General features: G+C 71.5%; 15 protein-coding genes. 7 read left to right on the forward strand and 8 right to left on the reverse strand.

Features of this window, described 5'->3' with window-relative positions:
• Positions 1-26 precede the first annotated feature (26 nt).
• From ABGB01_RS06890 to ABGB01_RS06900, 3 genes are all read right to left on the reverse strand, one after another.
• Positions 27-689, reverse strand: a complete 663-nt coding sequence (locus ABGB01_RS06890) for a hypothetical protein (protein WP_347771416.1) — start codon at positions 687-689, stop codon at positions 27-29.
• Positions 690-706: 17 nt separating this feature from the next.
• Positions 707-3,010 carry an excinuclease ABC subunit UvrA gene (locus ABGB01_RS06895; RefSeq protein WP_347771418.1) on the reverse strand — a complete coding sequence of 768 codons (2,304 nt, stop codon included), beginning with the start codon at positions 3,008-3,010 and terminating at the stop codon, positions 707-709.
• A 108-nt stretch (positions 3,011-3,118) separates the two neighbouring features.
• Positions 3,119-4,228, reverse strand: a complete 1,110-nt coding sequence (locus ABGB01_RS06900) for a PP2C family protein-serine/threonine phosphatase (protein ID WP_347771420.1) — start codon at positions 4,226-4,228, stop codon at positions 3,119-3,121.
• A 285-nt stretch (positions 4,229-4,513) separates the two neighbouring features.
• Between ABGB01_RS06900 and ABGB01_RS06905 the strand changes: the two genes are divergently transcribed.
• From ABGB01_RS06905 to ABGB01_RS06915, 3 genes are all read left to right on the forward strand, one after another.
• Positions 4,514-5,359, forward strand: coding sequence for an NAD-dependent protein deacetylase (locus tag ABGB01_RS06905; RefSeq protein ID WP_347771422.1), 846 nt, complete (start codon positions 4,514-4,516; stop codon positions 5,357-5,359).
• Between the two features lie 68 nt (positions 5,360-5,427).
• Positions 5,428-5,805, forward strand: a complete 378-nt coding sequence (locus ABGB01_RS06910) for a YchJ family metal-binding protein (protein ID WP_347771424.1) — start codon at positions 5,428-5,430, stop codon at positions 5,803-5,805.
• Between the two features lie 158 nt (positions 5,806-5,963).
• Complete coding sequence (locus tag ABGB01_RS06915) at positions 5,964-6,425, forward strand: NUDIX domain-containing protein (protein ID WP_347771426.1); 462 nt, start codon at positions 5,964-5,966, stop codon at positions 6,423-6,425.
• Positions 6,426-6,429: 4 nt separating this feature from the next.
• On the opposite strand, the gene ABGB01_RS06920 is transcribed toward ABGB01_RS06915, so the two are convergent.
• The 5 genes from ABGB01_RS06920 to ABGB01_RS06940 all read right to left on the reverse strand — a co-directional run bounded on the left by ABGB01_RS06920 (position 6,430) and on the right by ABGB01_RS06940 (position 11,451).
• On the reverse strand, positions 6,430-7,260 hold the full coding sequence (locus ABGB01_RS06920; RefSeq protein WP_347771428.1) for an SAM-dependent methyltransferase: 831 nt from the start codon (positions 7,258-7,260) through the stop codon (positions 6,430-6,432).
• A 120-nt stretch (positions 7,261-7,380) separates the two neighbouring features.
• The gene (locus tag ABGB01_RS06925; protein ID WP_347771430.1) at positions 7,381-8,376 is read right to left on the reverse strand and encodes a LacI family DNA-binding transcriptional regulator; all 996 of its coding nucleotides are present in this window, start codon (positions 8,374-8,376) and stop codon (positions 7,381-7,383) included.
• Positions 8,373-9,257, reverse strand: coding sequence for a carbohydrate ABC transporter permease (locus ABGB01_RS06930; RefSeq protein ID WP_347622213.1), 885 nt, complete (start codon positions 9,255-9,257; stop codon positions 8,373-8,375). Before ABGB01_RS06930 ends, ABGB01_RS06925 begins: the two co-directional genes overlap by 4 nt.
• Positions 9,257-10,141 carry a sugar ABC transporter permease gene (locus tag ABGB01_RS06935; protein ID WP_347771432.1) on the reverse strand — a complete coding sequence of 295 codons (885 nt, stop codon included), beginning with the start codon at positions 10,139-10,141 and terminating at the stop codon, positions 9,257-9,259. The genes ABGB01_RS06930 and ABGB01_RS06935 overlap by 1 nt, the downstream gene beginning before the upstream one ends.
• The gene (locus ABGB01_RS06940) at positions 10,138-11,451 is read right to left on the reverse strand and encodes an extracellular solute-binding protein (RefSeq protein WP_347771434.1); all 1,314 of its coding nucleotides are present in this window, start codon (positions 11,449-11,451) and stop codon (positions 10,138-10,140) included. Before ABGB01_RS06940 ends, ABGB01_RS06935 begins: the two co-directional genes overlap by 4 nt.
• Positions 11,452-11,629: 178 nt before the next feature.
• Here ABGB01_RS06940 and ABGB01_RS06945 point away from each other — a divergent pair, with 178 nt between their 5' ends.
• From ABGB01_RS06945 to ABGB01_RS06960, 4 genes are all read left to right on the forward strand, one after another.
• Positions 11,630-13,621 carry a beta-galactosidase gene (locus tag ABGB01_RS06945; RefSeq protein WP_347771436.1) on the forward strand — a complete coding sequence of 664 codons (1,992 nt, stop codon included), beginning with the start codon at positions 11,630-11,632 and terminating at the stop codon, positions 13,619-13,621.
• Between the two features lie 9 nt (positions 13,622-13,630).
• Positions 13,631-14,749, forward strand: a complete 1,119-nt coding sequence (locus ABGB01_RS06950; RefSeq protein WP_347771438.1) for an arabinogalactan endo-1,4-beta-galactosidase — start codon at positions 13,631-13,633, stop codon at positions 14,747-14,749.
• Positions 14,750-14,810: 61 nt separating this feature from the next.
• Positions 14,811-15,458 (forward strand): nitroreductase family protein, encoded by a 648-nt coding sequence (locus ABGB01_RS06955; RefSeq protein ID WP_347771440.1) that lies wholly within the window; start codon positions 14,811-14,813, stop codon positions 15,456-15,458.
• 54 nt (positions 15,459-15,512) lie between these two features.
• The gene (locus tag ABGB01_RS06960) at positions 15,513-16,553 is read left to right on the forward strand and encodes a hypothetical protein (RefSeq protein WP_347771442.1); all 1,041 of its coding nucleotides are present in this window, start codon (positions 15,513-15,515) and stop codon (positions 16,551-16,553) included.
• The last annotated feature ends 19 nt before the right edge of the window (positions 16,554-16,572 follow it).

Below are 16,572 nucleotides of genomic sequence, written 5' to 3' on the forward strand. Positions count from 1 at the left end.
TTGCGATCGGAGTGGCCGCCCGCCGTTCAGAGCCCGAACGCCGCCGTCACCCGATCGGTCAGGTCCTCCTCGGTCATCGTGCCGCCGACCTCGATGACGGGCAGCCCGAGCCCGCGCGCCTCCCCGGCGAGGCGTTCGGTGAACATCAGGTCGCGTTCGAGCAGGTTGCGCAGCGCCCTGTCAGGATCGCCCGTCCTCCCGGCGATCTGCCAGAGCGAACCCCGGCTGCGGAAGGCGTCCCGGCGGAACCCGGGCGACGGAATCAGCCAGACGGCCCGGTCCGCCGTGGCCAGCAAGGGCTTCACCAGGTGCGGCAGCAGCCGGAAGCCCTCGGCGACCACGGGAGGCCCGGCGGGAAGCCGCAAGAGGTCCTCGACGATCAGGTCGAAGCCCTCACCCCGGAACCAGTGGAACGTCTCCAGCATGGTCTCGGGGGACCGGTTCACCCACCGCTCGTCCATGTCCATGCCCATGAATGCGTGCAGGTGCGGGCACTCGCCGGGCGTGCTCCTGGCGGCGTGATCCGGCATCACATCGTCGGTGGCGTACAGGCGCAGGCCGTGCCGGTCCGCGAGGCGGCGGGCTACGGTCGACTTGCCCGCGCCGCTGCCGCCGCCGATCCAGTAGACGTGCCGGAGCCGGGCACGCAGGTCCGCCGTGCGGGCTTCGCCCGGCCGGTCAGGCCGCATACTTCCCCCTACGGGCGCTATGGACGGCTCACGTAGTCGCGCAGGTGCAGCGCGGTGAGCGAGGATCCGGTGGCGACCAGCTCGTCAGGGGTGCCGGAGAACACGACCTGGCCGCCGTCGTGACCGGCTCCCGGGCCCAGGTCGACGATCCAGTCGGCGTGGGCCATGACGGCCTGGTGGTGCTCGATCACGACGACCGTGTTGCCGTCGTCCACCAGGCGGTCGAGCAGGGCGAGGAGCTGGTCGACGTCCGCCAGGTGCAGCCCCGTGGTGGGCTCGTCCAGCACGTACGTGGTGCCGTTCTTCGCCATGTTGATGGCCAGCTTGAGCCGCTGCCGCTCGCCGCCCGACAGCGTGGTCAGCGGCTGCCCGAGCCCGATGTAGCCGAGGCCGACCGAGGCCAGCCGGTCGAGGATCGTGCGGGCCTGGCCGGTGGTGAAGAAGTCGCGGGCCTCGGCCACCGGCATGGCGAGCACCTCACTGATGTTCTTGCCCCGCAGCGTGTACGTCAGCACCTCCGGCGTGAACCGCTTGCCCTCGCACTCCTCGCACACCGACGCCACCTCGGCCATCATCGCGAGGTCGGTGTAGATGAGCCCGATGCCCTTGCACTTCGGGCAGGCGCCCGCCGAGTTGGCGCTGAACAGGCCCGGCTTGACGCCGTTGGCCTTGGCGAAGGCCGCGCGGATCGGGTCGAGCACCCCGGTGTAGGTGGCCGGGTTGCTCCTGCGCGAGCCGCGGATCGGCGACTGGTCGGCCACCACGACGCCGTCGTGGCCCGCGACGTAGCCGTGGATCAGCGAGCTCTTGCCCGACCCGGCCACGCCGGTGACCACGGTCAGCACGCCCAGCGGGATGTCGACGCTCACGTCGCGCAGGTTGTGCAGGGTGGCGTTCCTGATCGGCAGCTGCCCGGACGGGCTGCGGTGCTCCTCGCGCAGGCGTACCCGGTGGTCGAGGTAGCGGCCGGTCAGCGTGCCGGAGGCGCGCAGCCCGTCGAGGTCGCCGTCGTAGCAGAGCTGCCCGCCGGCCGCGCCGGCGCCGGGGCCGAGGTCGACGACGTGGTCGGCGATGGCGATGGTCTCCGGCTTGTGCTCGACGACGAGCACCGTGTTGCCCTTGTCGCGCAGCTGCAGCAGCAGGTTGTTCATCCGCTGGATGTCGTGCGGGTGCAGGCCGGCCGTCGGCTCGTCGAAGACGTAGGTGACGTCGGTGAGGCTTGAGTTGAGGTGGCGCACCATCTTGACCCGCTGCGCCTCGCCGCCGGACAGCGTGGACGACTCGCGGTCGAGGCTGAGATAGCCGAGACCGATCTCCACCAGCGAGTCGAGGGTGGAGAGCAGGCCGTCCAGCACCGGGCCGACGGCCTGGCTGCCGATGCCGCGGACGAAGGCGGCCAGGTCGTTGACCTGCATGGCCGAGCACTCGGCGATGTTCCTGCCGTCGATCCGGCAGGCGAGCGCGGCCTCGTTGAGCCGGGAGCCCGCGCAGGACGGGCAGCGGGTCAGCTTGACCGCCCGGTCGGCGAACGCCCGCGCCGACGGCTGCATCGACTCGCGGTCCTTGGCGAGGTAGGCGCGCCTGACCCGGGGTACGAGACCTTCGTAGGTGAAGCTGCTGGAGCCGTACTTGAGCTTGGCGGGCGGCTTGTGGAGGAGGTCCTCCCACTGCTCGGGGGTGAAGTCTCCCAGCTTGACGGCGGGGTCGAACAGGCCGGATCCGGCCACGACCTGCCACTGCCAGCTGTCGACGGCGTAGCCGGGGACCTTGATGGCGCCGTCGTTGAGCGACAGCTCCCTGTCGACCAGCTCGTCCACGTCGATGTCGGAGGCCTTGCCCAGCCCTTCGCACTCGGGGCACATGCCCTCGGCCGTGTTGAAGCTGAAGGCGCCGGCCGAGCCGGCGTGCGGCTCGCCGAGCCGGCTGAAGAGGATGCGCAGCATGGTGTGCGCGTCGGTGGCCGTGCCCACGGTCGAGCGGGCGTTGGCGCCCATGCGCTCCTGGTCGACGATGATCGCCGCGCTCAGGTTGTGCAGCGCGTCGACGTCGGGGCGGGCCAGGCTCGGCATGAAGGCCTGGATGAACGCGGTGTACGTCTCGTCGATCATCCGCCGGGACTCGGCGGCGATCGTGTCGAAGACGAGCGAGGACTTGCCGGAGCCCGACACTCCGGTGAAGACGGTGAGACGCCGCTTGGGGATGTCGAGGGAGACGCCCTTGAGGTTGTTCTCCCTGGCGCCACGGACCTGGATGTGGTCGTGGCTGTCGGCGGCGGTGTGATCGTGAGGCTGGACGGCGCTTGCCTGCTGGCTGGAGAGCACGGAACCCTTCCGTCGTCGGCCGACTGTTTATGCTGTAAGGCGATAGCGGGGACAGCTTACAACGGCGGCCGGCCGTTCGCGCCCGCCGTAGGAGGCGGGCGCTCCCGGTCAGCCGGCGGACGCCGTTCTCCGTGCCCTTCTGCGCAGGGTGAGCAGGGCGACGTCGTCGCGCGGCGCGCCGCCGGTGAACTCCCGCAGGTCCGCGCCCACCGCCTGGGCGAGCCTGGCGGGCGGGTCGGCGGCCCACGCGCGCAGGCGCCGCCCGAGCGGGTAGAACGTGCCGCCGGGGTCGCGCGCCTCGGTGACGCCGTCCGTGCACAGCAGCAGGGTCGCGCCCGGCGGGAACGCGAAGCGCGCCACCGTACGCGGCTCGGCCGTCAGCGCGGCCAGGCCGAGAGGCACGGCCGGCTCGCCGAGAGGCACCTGGCCGGCGTCGCCGTCGCGGATGACGTACGGGGCCAGATGCCCGCAGTTGATCGCCTCGACCTCCGCGTCGCGGCCGATGTCGAGCACCAGCGCCGTGACGAACCGCTCGCGTTCCCCCGTCTGGGCGGCGAACGTGTTCTGCCTGACCACCGACTTCTCCAGCGCGTCCACCACGCCGGCGAGCGTGGCCTCGCGGTAGGCGGCCTCCCTGAACGAGCCGAGCACGACCAGCGCCGTCCCGATCGCCGGCAGGCCCTTGCCCTGCACGTCGGCGATCAGCACCCGCATGCCGTGACGGGTCGCGGCCACTTCGTACATGTCGCCGCCGACCAGCGTGTCCTCCGTCGCCGGCTGGTAGAGGCCGTCGACCTCCACGTCGGCGGTGCGCAGCGGCAGCGGGCGCACGATCAGGCGCTGCAGGGCGGAGGCCGACGAACGCAGCCGGTCGACCTCCTCCTCGCGCCGCACCCGGTAGCGGCACCCGGCCACGCTCAGCACCCCGAACACCGCCGTGAACCCGGCCGCCATCAGCTTGTCGTCCAGCTCCGCGCCCAGGAAGTAGGTGCTGCCCGCCACCACCAGCACCACCCACGCCGAGGCGGCGGCCGTCTGCCGCACCGTACCGAGACCCGAAGCGATCGCCGGCAGGAAGATCAGCAGCGGGAACAGCCGGACCGCCGTGCCGGTGACGACGTCCAGAGCGACGACCACGGCCGTGACGAGCAGCACGCCCGCCACGAACGCCGGCGTCGGGAGCCTGGGCCGGCCGGGCCGCCGCCGTTCACGCGCCACGACCGTCCCTCGTCCGGTGCCTGCGGCGTGGTCCGGGACGGGGAGGGAACACGGAACGGCCAGGCACTGTCGTCTCCCGATGTCGTCGATGGCGATCGGTAGCATACCGTGCATCTAACGTTACCGTCTGAAATCGTCGCCGGTTGGGGCACGAGCGCGGGTGGGCCGAACCCATCAGGCGGAACAGCGTGCCCGCTGGAAGCCAGGGCAGGCGGGTCCGCCGAGCGGTGCGGCCGGCCGCACCGGAAGGTGAGGCACGGTGCGGGGTCGGGCACCATGGATGGTGTGACGACGACGACCGCGAAGCTCGCGGAGCTGGCCGGGCTGGTCGCCCGGGGCGGGGTGGCGGTGCTCAGCGGCGCCGGCCTGTCCACGGAGTCGGGCATCCCCGACTACCGGGGGCCGACGGGCCGCTCCCGCCGCGCCGAGCCGATGACGTACCAGACGTTCGTCGGCAGCGCGCAGGCGCGGCGGCGCTACTGGGCGCGCAGCCACGTCGGCTGGCGGCAGATCGGCGACGCGCGGCCCAACGCCGGGCACCGGGCCGTGGCCGACCTGGAGCGGCGCGGCCTGCTGGCCGGCATCGTCACCCAGAACGTCGACGGCCTGCACCAGGCGGCGGGCGCGCGGCGGGTGATCGAGCTGCACGGCGGGCTCGACCGGGTCGTCTGCCTGTCGTGCCGGGAGCGCACCCCCCGCGCCGAGCTCGAACGCCGGCTGCGCGAGGCCAACGCCGGGTGGGCAGCCTCCGGCACGATCAACCCCGACGGCGACGCCGTGCTCACCGACGCGCAGGTGGCCGGGTTCCAGGTGGTCGACTGCACGGGGTGCGGCGGGCTGCTCAAGCCCGACGTCGTGTTCTTCGGCGAGAACGTGCCCCGGCCCCGCGTCGACGAATGCTTCGCCATGGTGGCGGGGGCGCGGGCGCTGCTCGTGCTCGGCTCCTCGCTCAAGGTCAGGTCGGGGCTGCGGTTCGTCACCAGGGCCGCCGAGCTCGGCATCCCGATCGCCATCGTCAACCAGGGCCCGACCGGCGGCGACGCCGACGCCACCCTCACCGTGGACGCCCCGCTGGGCCCGACGCTGTCCGGCCTCACCGCACAACTCGGGAAGGTCACTCGGGCGGGTTAGCGGCGCGACGGGGGCGAGGAGGCGGCGGTGCGGCTCGGCGAGGGCACTCGGGCGGCACAATGGAGCGCATGGCTTCTCGTTCCTGCCCCTGCGGCCTGCCCACCCCCTACCAGGACTGCTGCGGCAGGTTTCACCGGGGCGAGGCGGTCGCCGCCACCGCCGAGCAGCTCATGCGGTCGAGGTTCAGCGCGTTCGCGACGGGCGGCGAGGCATACCTGCTGCGCACCTGGCATCCCTCCACCCGCCCGGCCCACCTCGGGCTCGACAGGAAGATGCGCTGGGTGCGGCTGGAAGTGCTGGAGAGCACCGGCGGCAGCGTCGTGCACACCGAGGGCACCGTACGGTTCCGCGCCCACTACGTCGAGCGCGGGCGGGCGGGGGAGCAGGAGGAGCACAGCAGGTTCGTCCGCCTGGACGGCCGCTGGGTCTACGCGGGCGCGCTCTGAGCAGAGGGCCGGGCGGCTGCCGCCGGGTGTCCTTTTCTGCGGGATGAGCGGCCTTTGAGCGTGGGGGTGGGCAGCGCTCGCGCCGGTAAAGTCGATCTCGTCCTGGGCTCGGGTGCCCGGGTACGCCTCACGCACGTCAACGCGAAGGATCCTCCCGCATGGAGACCACTGAGCTCGGTGACATGACCGGACTCACCGTCAGAGTCACCGCCGGCGTCGTGCTGCGCGATGCCGGTGGACGCATCCTGCTCATGCGGCGCGCGGAGGACGCCACGTGGGGCATCCCTGGCGGCGGCCTGGAGCCGGGGGAGTCGTGGAGCGAGGCCGCGCTCCGCGAGTGCAGGGAGGAGACCGGGTGGGAGGCCCGTATCGACGGCCTGCTCGGCATCTACAGCGATCCGGCGACGCAGGTCCACCGCTATCCCGGCGGTTCGCTGCGGCACTTCGTCGGAGCCGTCTTCCTGGGCACGGCCCTGGCCCGGACGGGAAGCGGCGACGGGGAAGCCGCCGAGCTGCGCTGGTGCGCGCCCGGCGCCCTGCCCGAGCCCCTGTTCGCCCCTGACGTGCCGGTGCTCCAGGACGCGCTGGCCGCCGGCCTGCGCCTTCCCGTGATCGGGTGAGCCGTCAGGGTTTGCGGGCCACCGCTCCGACGAAGGTGTGGTACGTGATGCCGGGCTCCGCCTGGTCGCCGGGGTCCGGCCGCCATTCCGGCACGGGCACGAGGCCGGGCGCCAGGAGGTCCAGCCCGTCGAAGAAGGCGAGGATCTCCTCCCGGGTGCGCCACCGGCCGGTGCCCAGGTGCTCGTTGAAGAGCTTCTCCGCGGTGTACGCCTGCCTGGACACCTCGGGGTGCGCCTGGCCGGGGTTGCAGAAGTGGGAGACGGCCAGGTGGCTGCCGGGCGCCAGGCGGGAGACGAACGTCGAGACGATTCCGGCCGGGTCCGCCGCGTCCGGCAGATGGTGGAGGATCGCGAACATCAGCAGCCCCACCGGCTCGCCGAAGTCGATGAGCTTGCCGACCTCGGGGTGGCCGAGGATCTCCTCGGGGTCGCGGAGGTCGGCCTCGACGACCGTGGTGGTGTCGTCCACGGCGAGCAGCGCGCGGCCGTGCACGAGGACGATCGGGTCGTGGTCGACGTACACCACGCGCGTGCCGGGGGCGCGGGCCTGGGCGATCTCGTGCACGTTGCCCGGGGCGGGCAGGCCGGAGCCGAGGTCCAGGAACTGGCGGATGCCGGTCTCGGCGGCCAGGTAGCGGACGACGCGCTTGATGAACTCCCTGTTGGCCCGCGCCGCCTCGGGCGCGTCGGGGGCGACCTCGAGGGCCAGCCGGGCGAGCTCGCGGTCGGACGCGTAGTTGTCCTTGCCGCCGAGCATGACGTCGTAGACGCGGGAGACGCTGGGTCTCGTGGTGTCCACCTCTCGCGGCGGGCGCTCCGGCTCGCTTTCGGCCAATCGTCGGCTCCTTCGGAAACGTCGCGAAGACGACTGGCGCGATCATACTGCCGGATTGGCGGAATTTACGGTTTTTCGCGGATTCGGGTAAAGGTTTGTCAGCAATGGTGTCAGGAGGAGTCAGGCGGACTCGCGGATGACGAGTTCGGTGGGCAGGATCACCGGCTCGAGCTGCCCGGCCCCGTCGATGAGCGCCAGCAGCAGGCGGATGGTCTCCTGCGCCATTTCGGTCAGCGGCTGGCGGATCGTGGTCAGCGGCGGATGCGTGGAGACGGCCACCGAGGAGTCGTCGAACCCGCCCACCGCCACGTCGTCCGGCACGCCGCGCCCGGCCGCCCGCAACGCCGCCAGCGCGCCCGCCGCCATCAGGTCGGAGGCGACGAACACGGCGTCGATGTCGGGGGTGCGCTCCAGCAGCTCGGCCATCGCCCGCTCGCCGCTGGCCTGGGTCCAGTCGCCGTGGGCGATCAGCTTCGAGGTGGCCTTGCGGCCCAGCACCTCGGCGAACCCCTCCAGCCGCTGGATGCCGCCCGGAGTGTCCATCGGCCCGGTGATCATGGCGATGCGCCTGCGGCCCTGGGCGACGAAGTATTCGGTCATCTGCCGGGCGCCGAGCCGCTCGTCGGCGGCGGCGTACGGGATGACGTTCTCGTGGCCGATGACGGCGCCGCAGGAGACGGCGGGCGGCCCGGAGCCGAGCGCCTCGACGAGGGGGTCGCCCGCGTGCGTCGAGACCAGCAGCACGCCGTCGGCGTGGCCGCCGCGCACGAAGCGCACCACCCGCTCGCGCTCGGCCGCGTCGCCGGCCAGCATCATGACCAGCGACAGGTCGCGCTCGGCCAGCATCTTGATCGCGACCCGGATGAGCGTGCTGTAGTTGGGGTCCTCGAACAACTTCTCGTACGGCTCCGAGAGCACCATCACGACGGATCCGGTGCGCTGGGTGACCAGGCTGCGGGCGGCCCGGTTGACGACGTAACCCGTCTCGGAGATCGCCCTCTCGATGGCCACGCGTGCCGCCGGGCTCACGTATCTGTCGCCGTTGAGCAGGCGGGACACCGTGCCGCGGGACACGCCCGCGGCGGCGGCGACATCGTGGATCGTAGGGCGTTTCACTTGACGGCTCCGGAGGACAGGTCGGTCTTCCAGTATCGCTGCATCGTGAGGAAGAGCGCGATCAAGGGCACGATCGACAGCAGCGCGCCCGTGAGGATCAGGTTGTAGAGAGCCGGCTGGTTCGCCCCTGCCTGCAGCAGCGTGAAGAGGCCGACCGTGAGCGGGAACTTCTGGTCGTCGCCGAGCATGATGAACGGCAGCAGGAAGTTGTTCCATATGGCCACGAACTGGAACAGGAAGATCGTCACCATGCCCGGCACCATGAGCGGCAGCGCCACCCGCGTCATCAGGTGTCCCTCGCCGGCCCCGTCGATCCGCCCGGCCTCCAGCAGCGAGTCGGGGATCGCCGCGGCCGCGTAGACGCGGGCCAGATAGATGCCGTACGGGTGCAGGATCTGCGGCAGCAGCACGGCCCAGTGGCTGTCGGCCAGGCCGATCTCGGAGAACAGCAGGTACTGCGGGATGGCCAGCACCACGGCGGGCACGAGGATGCCGCCGATGAGCAGGTTGAAGATCGCGTTGCGGCCGGGGAAGCGGTATTTCGCCAGCGCGTACCCCGAGACGGCCGAGACGGCGGTCGACAGCAGCGCGCCGCCGCCCGCGTAGATCAGGGTGTTGGCCGCCCAGAGCCAGAACACCCCGTCGCGGTAGGCGAACAACTCCGCGACGTTGCCGAAGAAGCCGGTGCCGAAGGAGAGCGTCGAGGTGCTGAACAGCTCGCCGGGCGACTTGGTGGCCGCGATCAGCACCCAGAACACGGGGAACAGGCAGTAGATCGCGCCGAGGAGGAGCAGCGCCGTGGGCGCCACCCCCCACGGCCCGCGCGCGGACGCGCCGCGCGCGCGGCGGCGGTGTGCGGTGGCGGCGGTGACCCCGGCCATCAGCCCTCCCTGAAGGCGCGGTCGCGGACCACGCGCAGGAACCCGAACGACAGGACGAGAGAGATCGCCGCGATGACGATCGAGGTGGCGGCGGCCGAGTACAGGTCGCCGGTGACGAAGGCGTCGCGGTAGACCTTCATGAGCGGGCTCCACGTGGAGCTGATCGTGTTGGTCAGCGGCCGGAGCGCGGTGGGCTCGGTGAACACCTGGATGGTCGCGATGATGGAGAACACCGTGGTCAGGACGATCGCGGGGGTCAGCATCGGGACCTTGATCCGGAGCGCGATCTGCACCTCGGAGGCGCCGTCGAGCCGCGCGGCCTCGTACAGGTCGCGGGGAATCGCCCGGAGCGCGGTGTAGAGGACGAGCATGTTGAAGCCGGTCCCGCCCCACACCGCCACGTTCGCCATGGAGTACGTCACCGTGGTCGCGCCCAGGTAGTCGACGTCGAGGACGGCCCTGAGCGGGCTGAGCGAGGGCAGGTAGAGGAAGCCCCACAGCAGGGTAGCCGCCACCCCCGGCACCGCGTACGGCAGGAAGATCGCAATCCGGGAGAAGCGGGCCAGCCGCACCCGCGCCGAGTCCAGCAGCAGGGCGAACAGCAGCGCCAGGCCGAGCATCACGACCAGCACCAGCGCGCCGTAGCCGAGCACCCGCAGCCAGCCGTGCCACAACTCGGCGTCGGCCAGGGCGGCGGCGAAGTTGTCGAACCCGACGAACACCTCGCGCCGCGCGCCCTTGCCGAGCCCCAGCCCCGACACCTTGGTCCGGCGCATCGCCAGGTGGACGGTGTAGGCGATGGGCACCGCGAGGAAGAGCGTGAACAACACGATCGCGGGCGCCAGGAACAGGTACGGCCACGCCCCGCTTCCCGGCCGCTTCATGACGCGATCTGGAAGCCGGACTTGCGCATGTCGGCGACCGTGGCGTCCTGCATGGCCCGCACGGCGGCGGAGAACGGCGTGCCGTCCTGCAGCGCCTTGTCGAAGCCGTCCTTGAAGGCGTTGTACGTCACGCCGACGTTCGGCCCGAAGGTGAAGCCGCGCGCCCCCGCGGACACGGCGGCGGCCTGCTGCCAGAAGTCGGGCTGGTTGGAGAAGTAGCCGGGCGCCTCACCGAGGGCCGACTGCGCCTTGGTCGCCGCCGGGTAGATCGCGGCCTCCTTGACGAGCAGGTCGATGGCCTTCTGGTCGGTGTTGAGCCACGTGGCGAACTTCGCGGCGGCGGCCTGGTGCGGCGTCTTGGCCGACACGGCGGTGGACGAGCCACCCCAGAAGCCGCTGAAGCTCTCGCCGGCGTTCCACTGGGGGAGCGGCGCGACGGCCCACTTGCCCTTGGCCTTGGGCGCGTTGCTCGACAACACGCCCGGCGCCCACACGGCCGACGGCCAGGTCAGCAGCTTGCCGTCGTTGAGCGCCTTGTTCCATTCGGGGGTGAAGTACGGCATGTCGTCGATGGCGCCCTCCTTGACCAGACCACCCCAGTAGTCGGCGACCTTCCTGGTGGGCTCGTCGGCGACGTCGACCTTCCACGACTCGCCGCTGATCGACCACCACTGCGCGCCGGCCTGCTGGGCGAGCCCTGTGAACGCTCCCGGATCCTTGCTGGAGAACGTGCCGAGGTACGCCTTGGGGTCCTTCTTGCGCACCGTGCGGGCCGCCTCGGCGTACTCCTGCCAGGTCTTCGGGACCTCGATGCCGTACTCGTCGAAGAGGTCCTTGCGGTAGAAGAGCATCATCGGGCCGCTGTCCTGCGGGATGCCGTAGACCGCGTCGGTGCCGAGGGTGACGAGGTTCCACAGGCCGTCGGAGAACTCGCCCTCGATGGGGGCGGTCGCGGCCTTGAGGTCGGCCACGGCGTCGGCGGCGATGAACGACGGCAGGTGCTGGTATTCGGCCTGCACCAGGTCGGGCGGGTTGCCGGCCTTGGCGGCCGTGAGGTATTTCGCGGCCGCGTCGTCGCCGCCGGCCTGCTTGCTGACCGTCACCTGGATGTCGGGGTTGGCGTCGTTCCAGACCTTGACGATCTTGTCCATGTTGGGGGCCCAGGTCCAGTACGTGAGCTTGACGGGACCCTGGGGAGCGGCCGTGGCCGGCGCCGCCTCGGGGCTCTCGGCGGGCTCGCCGGACCCGCAGCTCGCGAGGGCAGCCGTGAGGGCGACGGCCAGGGCTGCTCCAAGGCGGTTGGCGCGCATGCGGTACCTCCAGAATGTCTGTGAACGTGCACAGAGTGGAGGAGGGCGGAAATCGCCGTCAAGGGGTTGTTACGCTCTCGTTAATCTTCCGCGTTTGCAGGATTTGCAGGGGGCCGGTTTCCCTCTTCCGGGATCTGCCTTACTGTGCACGTTCACAGAGACTTTTCGAGGGGGATGGATGTATCCGGAGCGTCCTGCCGGTATCGCCTTTGGCGGGGACTACAACCCAGAGCAGTGGCCGCGCGAGACTCTCGACGAGGACGTGGCCCTGATGCGCGAGGCCGGGGTCAACCTGGTCAGCCTGGGCATGTTCTCGTGGGCGTTGATGGAACCCGAGGAGGGGCGCTACACGTTCGGCTGGCTGGATGAGGTCGTCGACCGGCTGCACGAGGCCGGCGTCGCGGTCGACCTGGCCACGCCGACCGCCGCACCGCCCGCCTGGTTCGTCGCCCGCCATCCCGACGTGCTGCCGGTGACCAGGCAGGGGACGCGGATCGGGTTCGGCGGCAGGCAGAGCGCCTGCTCCAGCGCCCCGGCCTTCCGCGCGGCGACCGCGCGCCTGGTGCGCGCGCTGGGGGAGCACTACCGCGGCCATCCCGCCGTGGTGATGTGGCACGTGCACAACGAGTACGGGGCGCCGCTCGGCGAGTGTTACTGCGAGCACAGCGTGGCGGCCTGGCGCGGCTGGCTCCGCCAGACGTACCGCGAAATATCAGCACTGAACGATGCCTGGGGCGCCACGTTCTGGGGGCAGACCTACACCGACTGGTCCGAGGTCGACGCCCCGCGCGCCAACCACACGGTGCTCAACCCGGCCCAGCGGCTCGACTACGCCCGCTTCAGCGACGGCCAGCACCGCGAGCACTACGCGCTCCAGCGCGACATCCTGCGCGAGCTCACCCCGGGCATCCCGGTGACCACGAACTTCGCCGGCACCGTCAACTGCAAGTCCACCGACCTGTGGCGGTGGGCCCGCGAGGTCGACGTGATCGCCAACGACCACTACCTGAAGGCCGAGCTGCCCGACAACCACATCGACCTGGCGATGTCCGCCGACCTGGCCCGCTCGGTGGCCGGCGGCGAGCCGTGGATGCTCATGGAGCACTCGGCGGGCGCGGTCAACTGGCAGCCGCGCAACCTCGCCAAGCGGCCTGGGGAGCTGCGCCGCAACAGCCTCGCGCACGTCGCCCGGGGCTCGGACAGCGTGCTGTTCTTCCAGTGGAGGGCCTCGCGGTTCGGGGCGGAGAAGTTCCACTCCGGCCTGGTCCCGCACGCCGGGACCGACTCCGCGCAGTGGCGAGACGTGGTGCGGCTGGGCGCCGACCTGCGCGCGCTCGCCGGCGTCAGGGGCGGCCGGGTGCGGGCCGAGGCGGCGATCGTCTGGGACTGGGAGTCGTACTGGGCGCTGGAGCTGGACTGGCGGCCGTCGGTGGATCTGACGTTCCGGGAGCGGATGGACGCCTTCTACGAGGCGCTGTGGCGGGAGCATGTCACGGTGGACTTCGTCCACCCTTCCGCTGATATTTCGGGATATCGGGTGGTGGTCGCGCCGAGTTCGTACCTCCTCGCCGAGGCCTCCGCCAAGAACCTGCACCGGTACGTCGAAGCGGGCGGCAACCTGCTCGTGTCGTACTTCTCCGGCATCGTCGACGAGCACGACACCCTCCACCCGGGCGCCTACCCGGGCGCGCTGCGCGAGCTGCTCGGCCTGTCGATCGAGGAGTTCCACCCGCTGCGCGCGGACGAGACCGTCGACCTGGCCGGCCAGGAAGGCATCACCGCCCGCGTCTGGTCGGAGCGGGTCCGCCCGGCCGGAGCGCTCACCGTACGCGCCTTCGCCGGCGGGCCCGACGCGGGACACCCCGCCTTCACCCGCCACGACCTCGGCGGCGGAACGGCCTGGTACCTCGCCACCGCTCCCGTCACCGGCCTGCGCGAGCTGCTCGCGCAGGTGCTCGACCACGCGGACGTGTCCCGGCCACGCGGCCTCCCCGACACCCTGGAGCTGGTGCGCAGGGGCGGCCACGTCTTCCTGATCAACCACGGCGACGGGCCCGTGACGGTCGAGGGGGTGAGCGGCGTCAGCGTGTTCGACGGCGTGCGGCACGACGGCGCGGTCACCGTCGCGCCCGGCGCGGTCACCGTCGTCGTGGAAACCCCCCACCCCTAGGGAGACCCGATGAAACGGTTACTCGCCGCACTGCTGTTACTGGCCGCCCTCCTCTTCCAGCTCGCCGTCGTCCAGCCCGCGCATGCCGGCACATCCAGGGCGGCGCTGCAGATCAGGGGCGCCGACGTCTCCAGCCTGGCCAAGTCGGAGGCCCTCGGCGGCGTCTACCGCGACGCCCGCGGCCGCAGGGGCGACGCGCTGAGCATCCTGTCGCGGGCCGGCCTCAACTACATCAGGCTCAAGGTCTGGGTGAACCCGGCCGACGGCTACAACACCAAGACCCAGGTGCTCGACCTCGCCAGGCGGGTCAAGGCCCAGGGCATGAAACTCCTGGTCGACTTCCACTACTCCGACACGTGGGCCGACCCGGGCAAGCAGTTCAAGCCCGCCGCCTGGGAGTCGCTGCCGTTCGACCGGCTCAGGCAGGCCGTGTACGACCACACGTACGACGTGCTCGACGCGCTGCGCCGCCAGGGCACCACGGCGGACATGGTGCAGGTCGGCAACGAGATCAACGGCGGCCTGCTCTGGCCCGACGGCTCGAACTCGACGTGGCCCAACACGGCGGCGCTGCTGAACGCCGGGTACGACGCGGTCAAGCGGGTGTCGGGCTCGACCAAGGTCGTGCTCCACCTGGCCGACGGCGGCGACAACGGCCTCTACCGGTGGTGGTTCGACAACGCGAACGCGAACGGCGTCCGTTACGACGTGATCGGCATGTCGTACTACGCCTACTGGCACGGCACGCTGGAGACGTTCAGGGCCAACATCAACGACGTGGCCGGCAGGTACGGCAGGCCGGTCGTCGTGGTCGAGACCGCCTACCCGTTCACGACGGCCGACGACGACGGCTGGGCCAACATCATCACCGCCGGCGAGCCCTACCCGGGCTACCGGGCGACCCCGGAGGGGCAGGCGGCGATGCTGGCCGCCGTGGCCGACATCGTCCGCCAGGTGCCGGGCGGCCTGGGTCTCGGGCTGTTCACCTGGGAGGCCACCTGGACCGGTGTGCGCGGCAACGGCTGGGACCCGGCCGACCCGTCGTCGGGCAACGCCTGGGAGAACCAGGCCCTGTTCGGCTACGACGACCGGGCGCTGCCCGCGATGGAGACGCTCGGCCGCCTGTGACGGGCGGATTCGGGCCGAAGAGGTCCTCCGGATCACGCGGTCAGGTTGACATGATGGCCGCATGACGATCACACCGCTGAGCCCGGACGCGCTGCTCACCACCACCCGCAGCGTACGCAAGCGCCTCGACCTGACCCGTCCCGTGCCGATGGACCTGGTGCGCGAGTGCCTGGAGATCGCGCTCCAGGCGCCCAGCGGCAGCAACCGGCAGGGCTGGCACTGGCTCGTGGTGACGGATCCGGAGCTGCGCGGGGCGATCGGCGGCTACTACCGGCGCTCGTTCGGCGCGTACCGGACCTCGGGCGGCTCGGCCGGGTCGTTGTTCAAGGACGACCCGGCGCGGGCCGCCACCCAGCGGCGGGTCTCCGAGAGCGCCGACTACCTGAGCGAGCGCATGGGCGACGTGCCGGCGCTGGTGCTCGGGTGCATTCACACGCCCGGCGGGCTGCCCGAGGGCAACCAGGCGGGGTTGTGGGGTTCGCTGCTGCCCGCGGCGTGGAGCTACATGCTGGCCGCCCGCGCCCGCGGCCTCGGCACCGCCTGGACCTCCCTGCACCTGGCGTACGAGAGCGAGATCGCCGAACTGCTCGGCATCCCCGCCGACGTACGCCAGGGCGTGCTCATCCCCACCGCCTACTACACGGGCGAGACGTTCAGGCCCGCGCAGCGGCAGCCGCTGGACGAGGTGCTTCACCTCGATCGCTGGTAGGAGCACAGCCGGTAGGAGCACAGTGGAAGGCACCACCTACGTGAAGGAGAGCCCGTGACCCCCCTGCCCATGCTGCCGACGTCGCTGGTCGGAAGCTACGCCCAGCCCGACTGGCTGATCGACCGCGCCAGGCTGGCCGAGCGGTTCCCGCCGCGGGTGCGGGCCAAGGAGTTGTGGCGCGTCCCGCCCGAGCTGCTCGCCCAGGCCCAGGACGACGCGACCGAGCTGGCGATCAGGGCCCAGGAGCGCGCCGGGCTGGACATCCTCACCGACGGCGAGATCCGGCGCGAGAGCTACTCCAACCACTTCGCCACCGCTCTCGACGGCATCGACCTCGACAACCCCGGCACGGCGCTCGACCGCAGCGGCCACCCCAACCCGGTGCCGCGCATCGTCGGCCCGATCCGCCGGGCCCGCCCGATCGAGGTGGACGACCTGCGTTTCCTGCGCGCCCACACCGGCCGCACGATCAAGATGACGGTGCCGGGGCCGTTCACGATGAGCCAGCAGGCCCAGAACGACCACTATCCCGACGCCGAGGCGGCGGCGATGGACTACGCGGTGGCGGTCAACGCCGAGATCCGCGACCTGTTCGCGGCGGGCGCGGACATCGTCCAGATCGACGAGCCGTACATGCAGGCCAGGCCCGAGCAGGCGCGTGCCTACGGGCTGGCCGCGCTGAACGCCGCCCTCGACGGCGTCACCGGCACGACGGCGGTGCACATCTGCTTCGGGTACGCGGCCATCATCCACGAGCGGCCCGAGGCGTACTCGTTCCTGCCCGAGCTGGCCGGCTGCCCGGTCGAGCAGGTGTCGATCGAGACCGCCCAGTCGGGCCTCGACCTGGGGGTGTTGTCCGATCTGAAGGACAAGACGGTCATCCTTGGAGTGATCGACCTGTCCACGCCGGACGTCGAGCCGGTCGAGCTGGTGGCCGGCCGGGTGCGCCGGGCGTTCGACCGGGTGCCGCCCGAGCGCGTCGTCATCGCCACGGACTGCGGGATGAAATATCTGCCCAGGCAGTCGGCGGAGGGCAAGATGCGCGCCATGGCCGGCGCGGCCCGCCTGCTGCGTGGCGAGCTCGGCTGTTCATGACCGCCGCTGGCGCGCGGCG

The sequence above is a fragment of the Nonomuraea sp. B5E05 genome (assembly GCF_039880665.1).
Lineage (GTDB): Bacteria > Actinomycetota > Actinomycetes > Streptosporangiales > Streptosporangiaceae > Nonomuraea.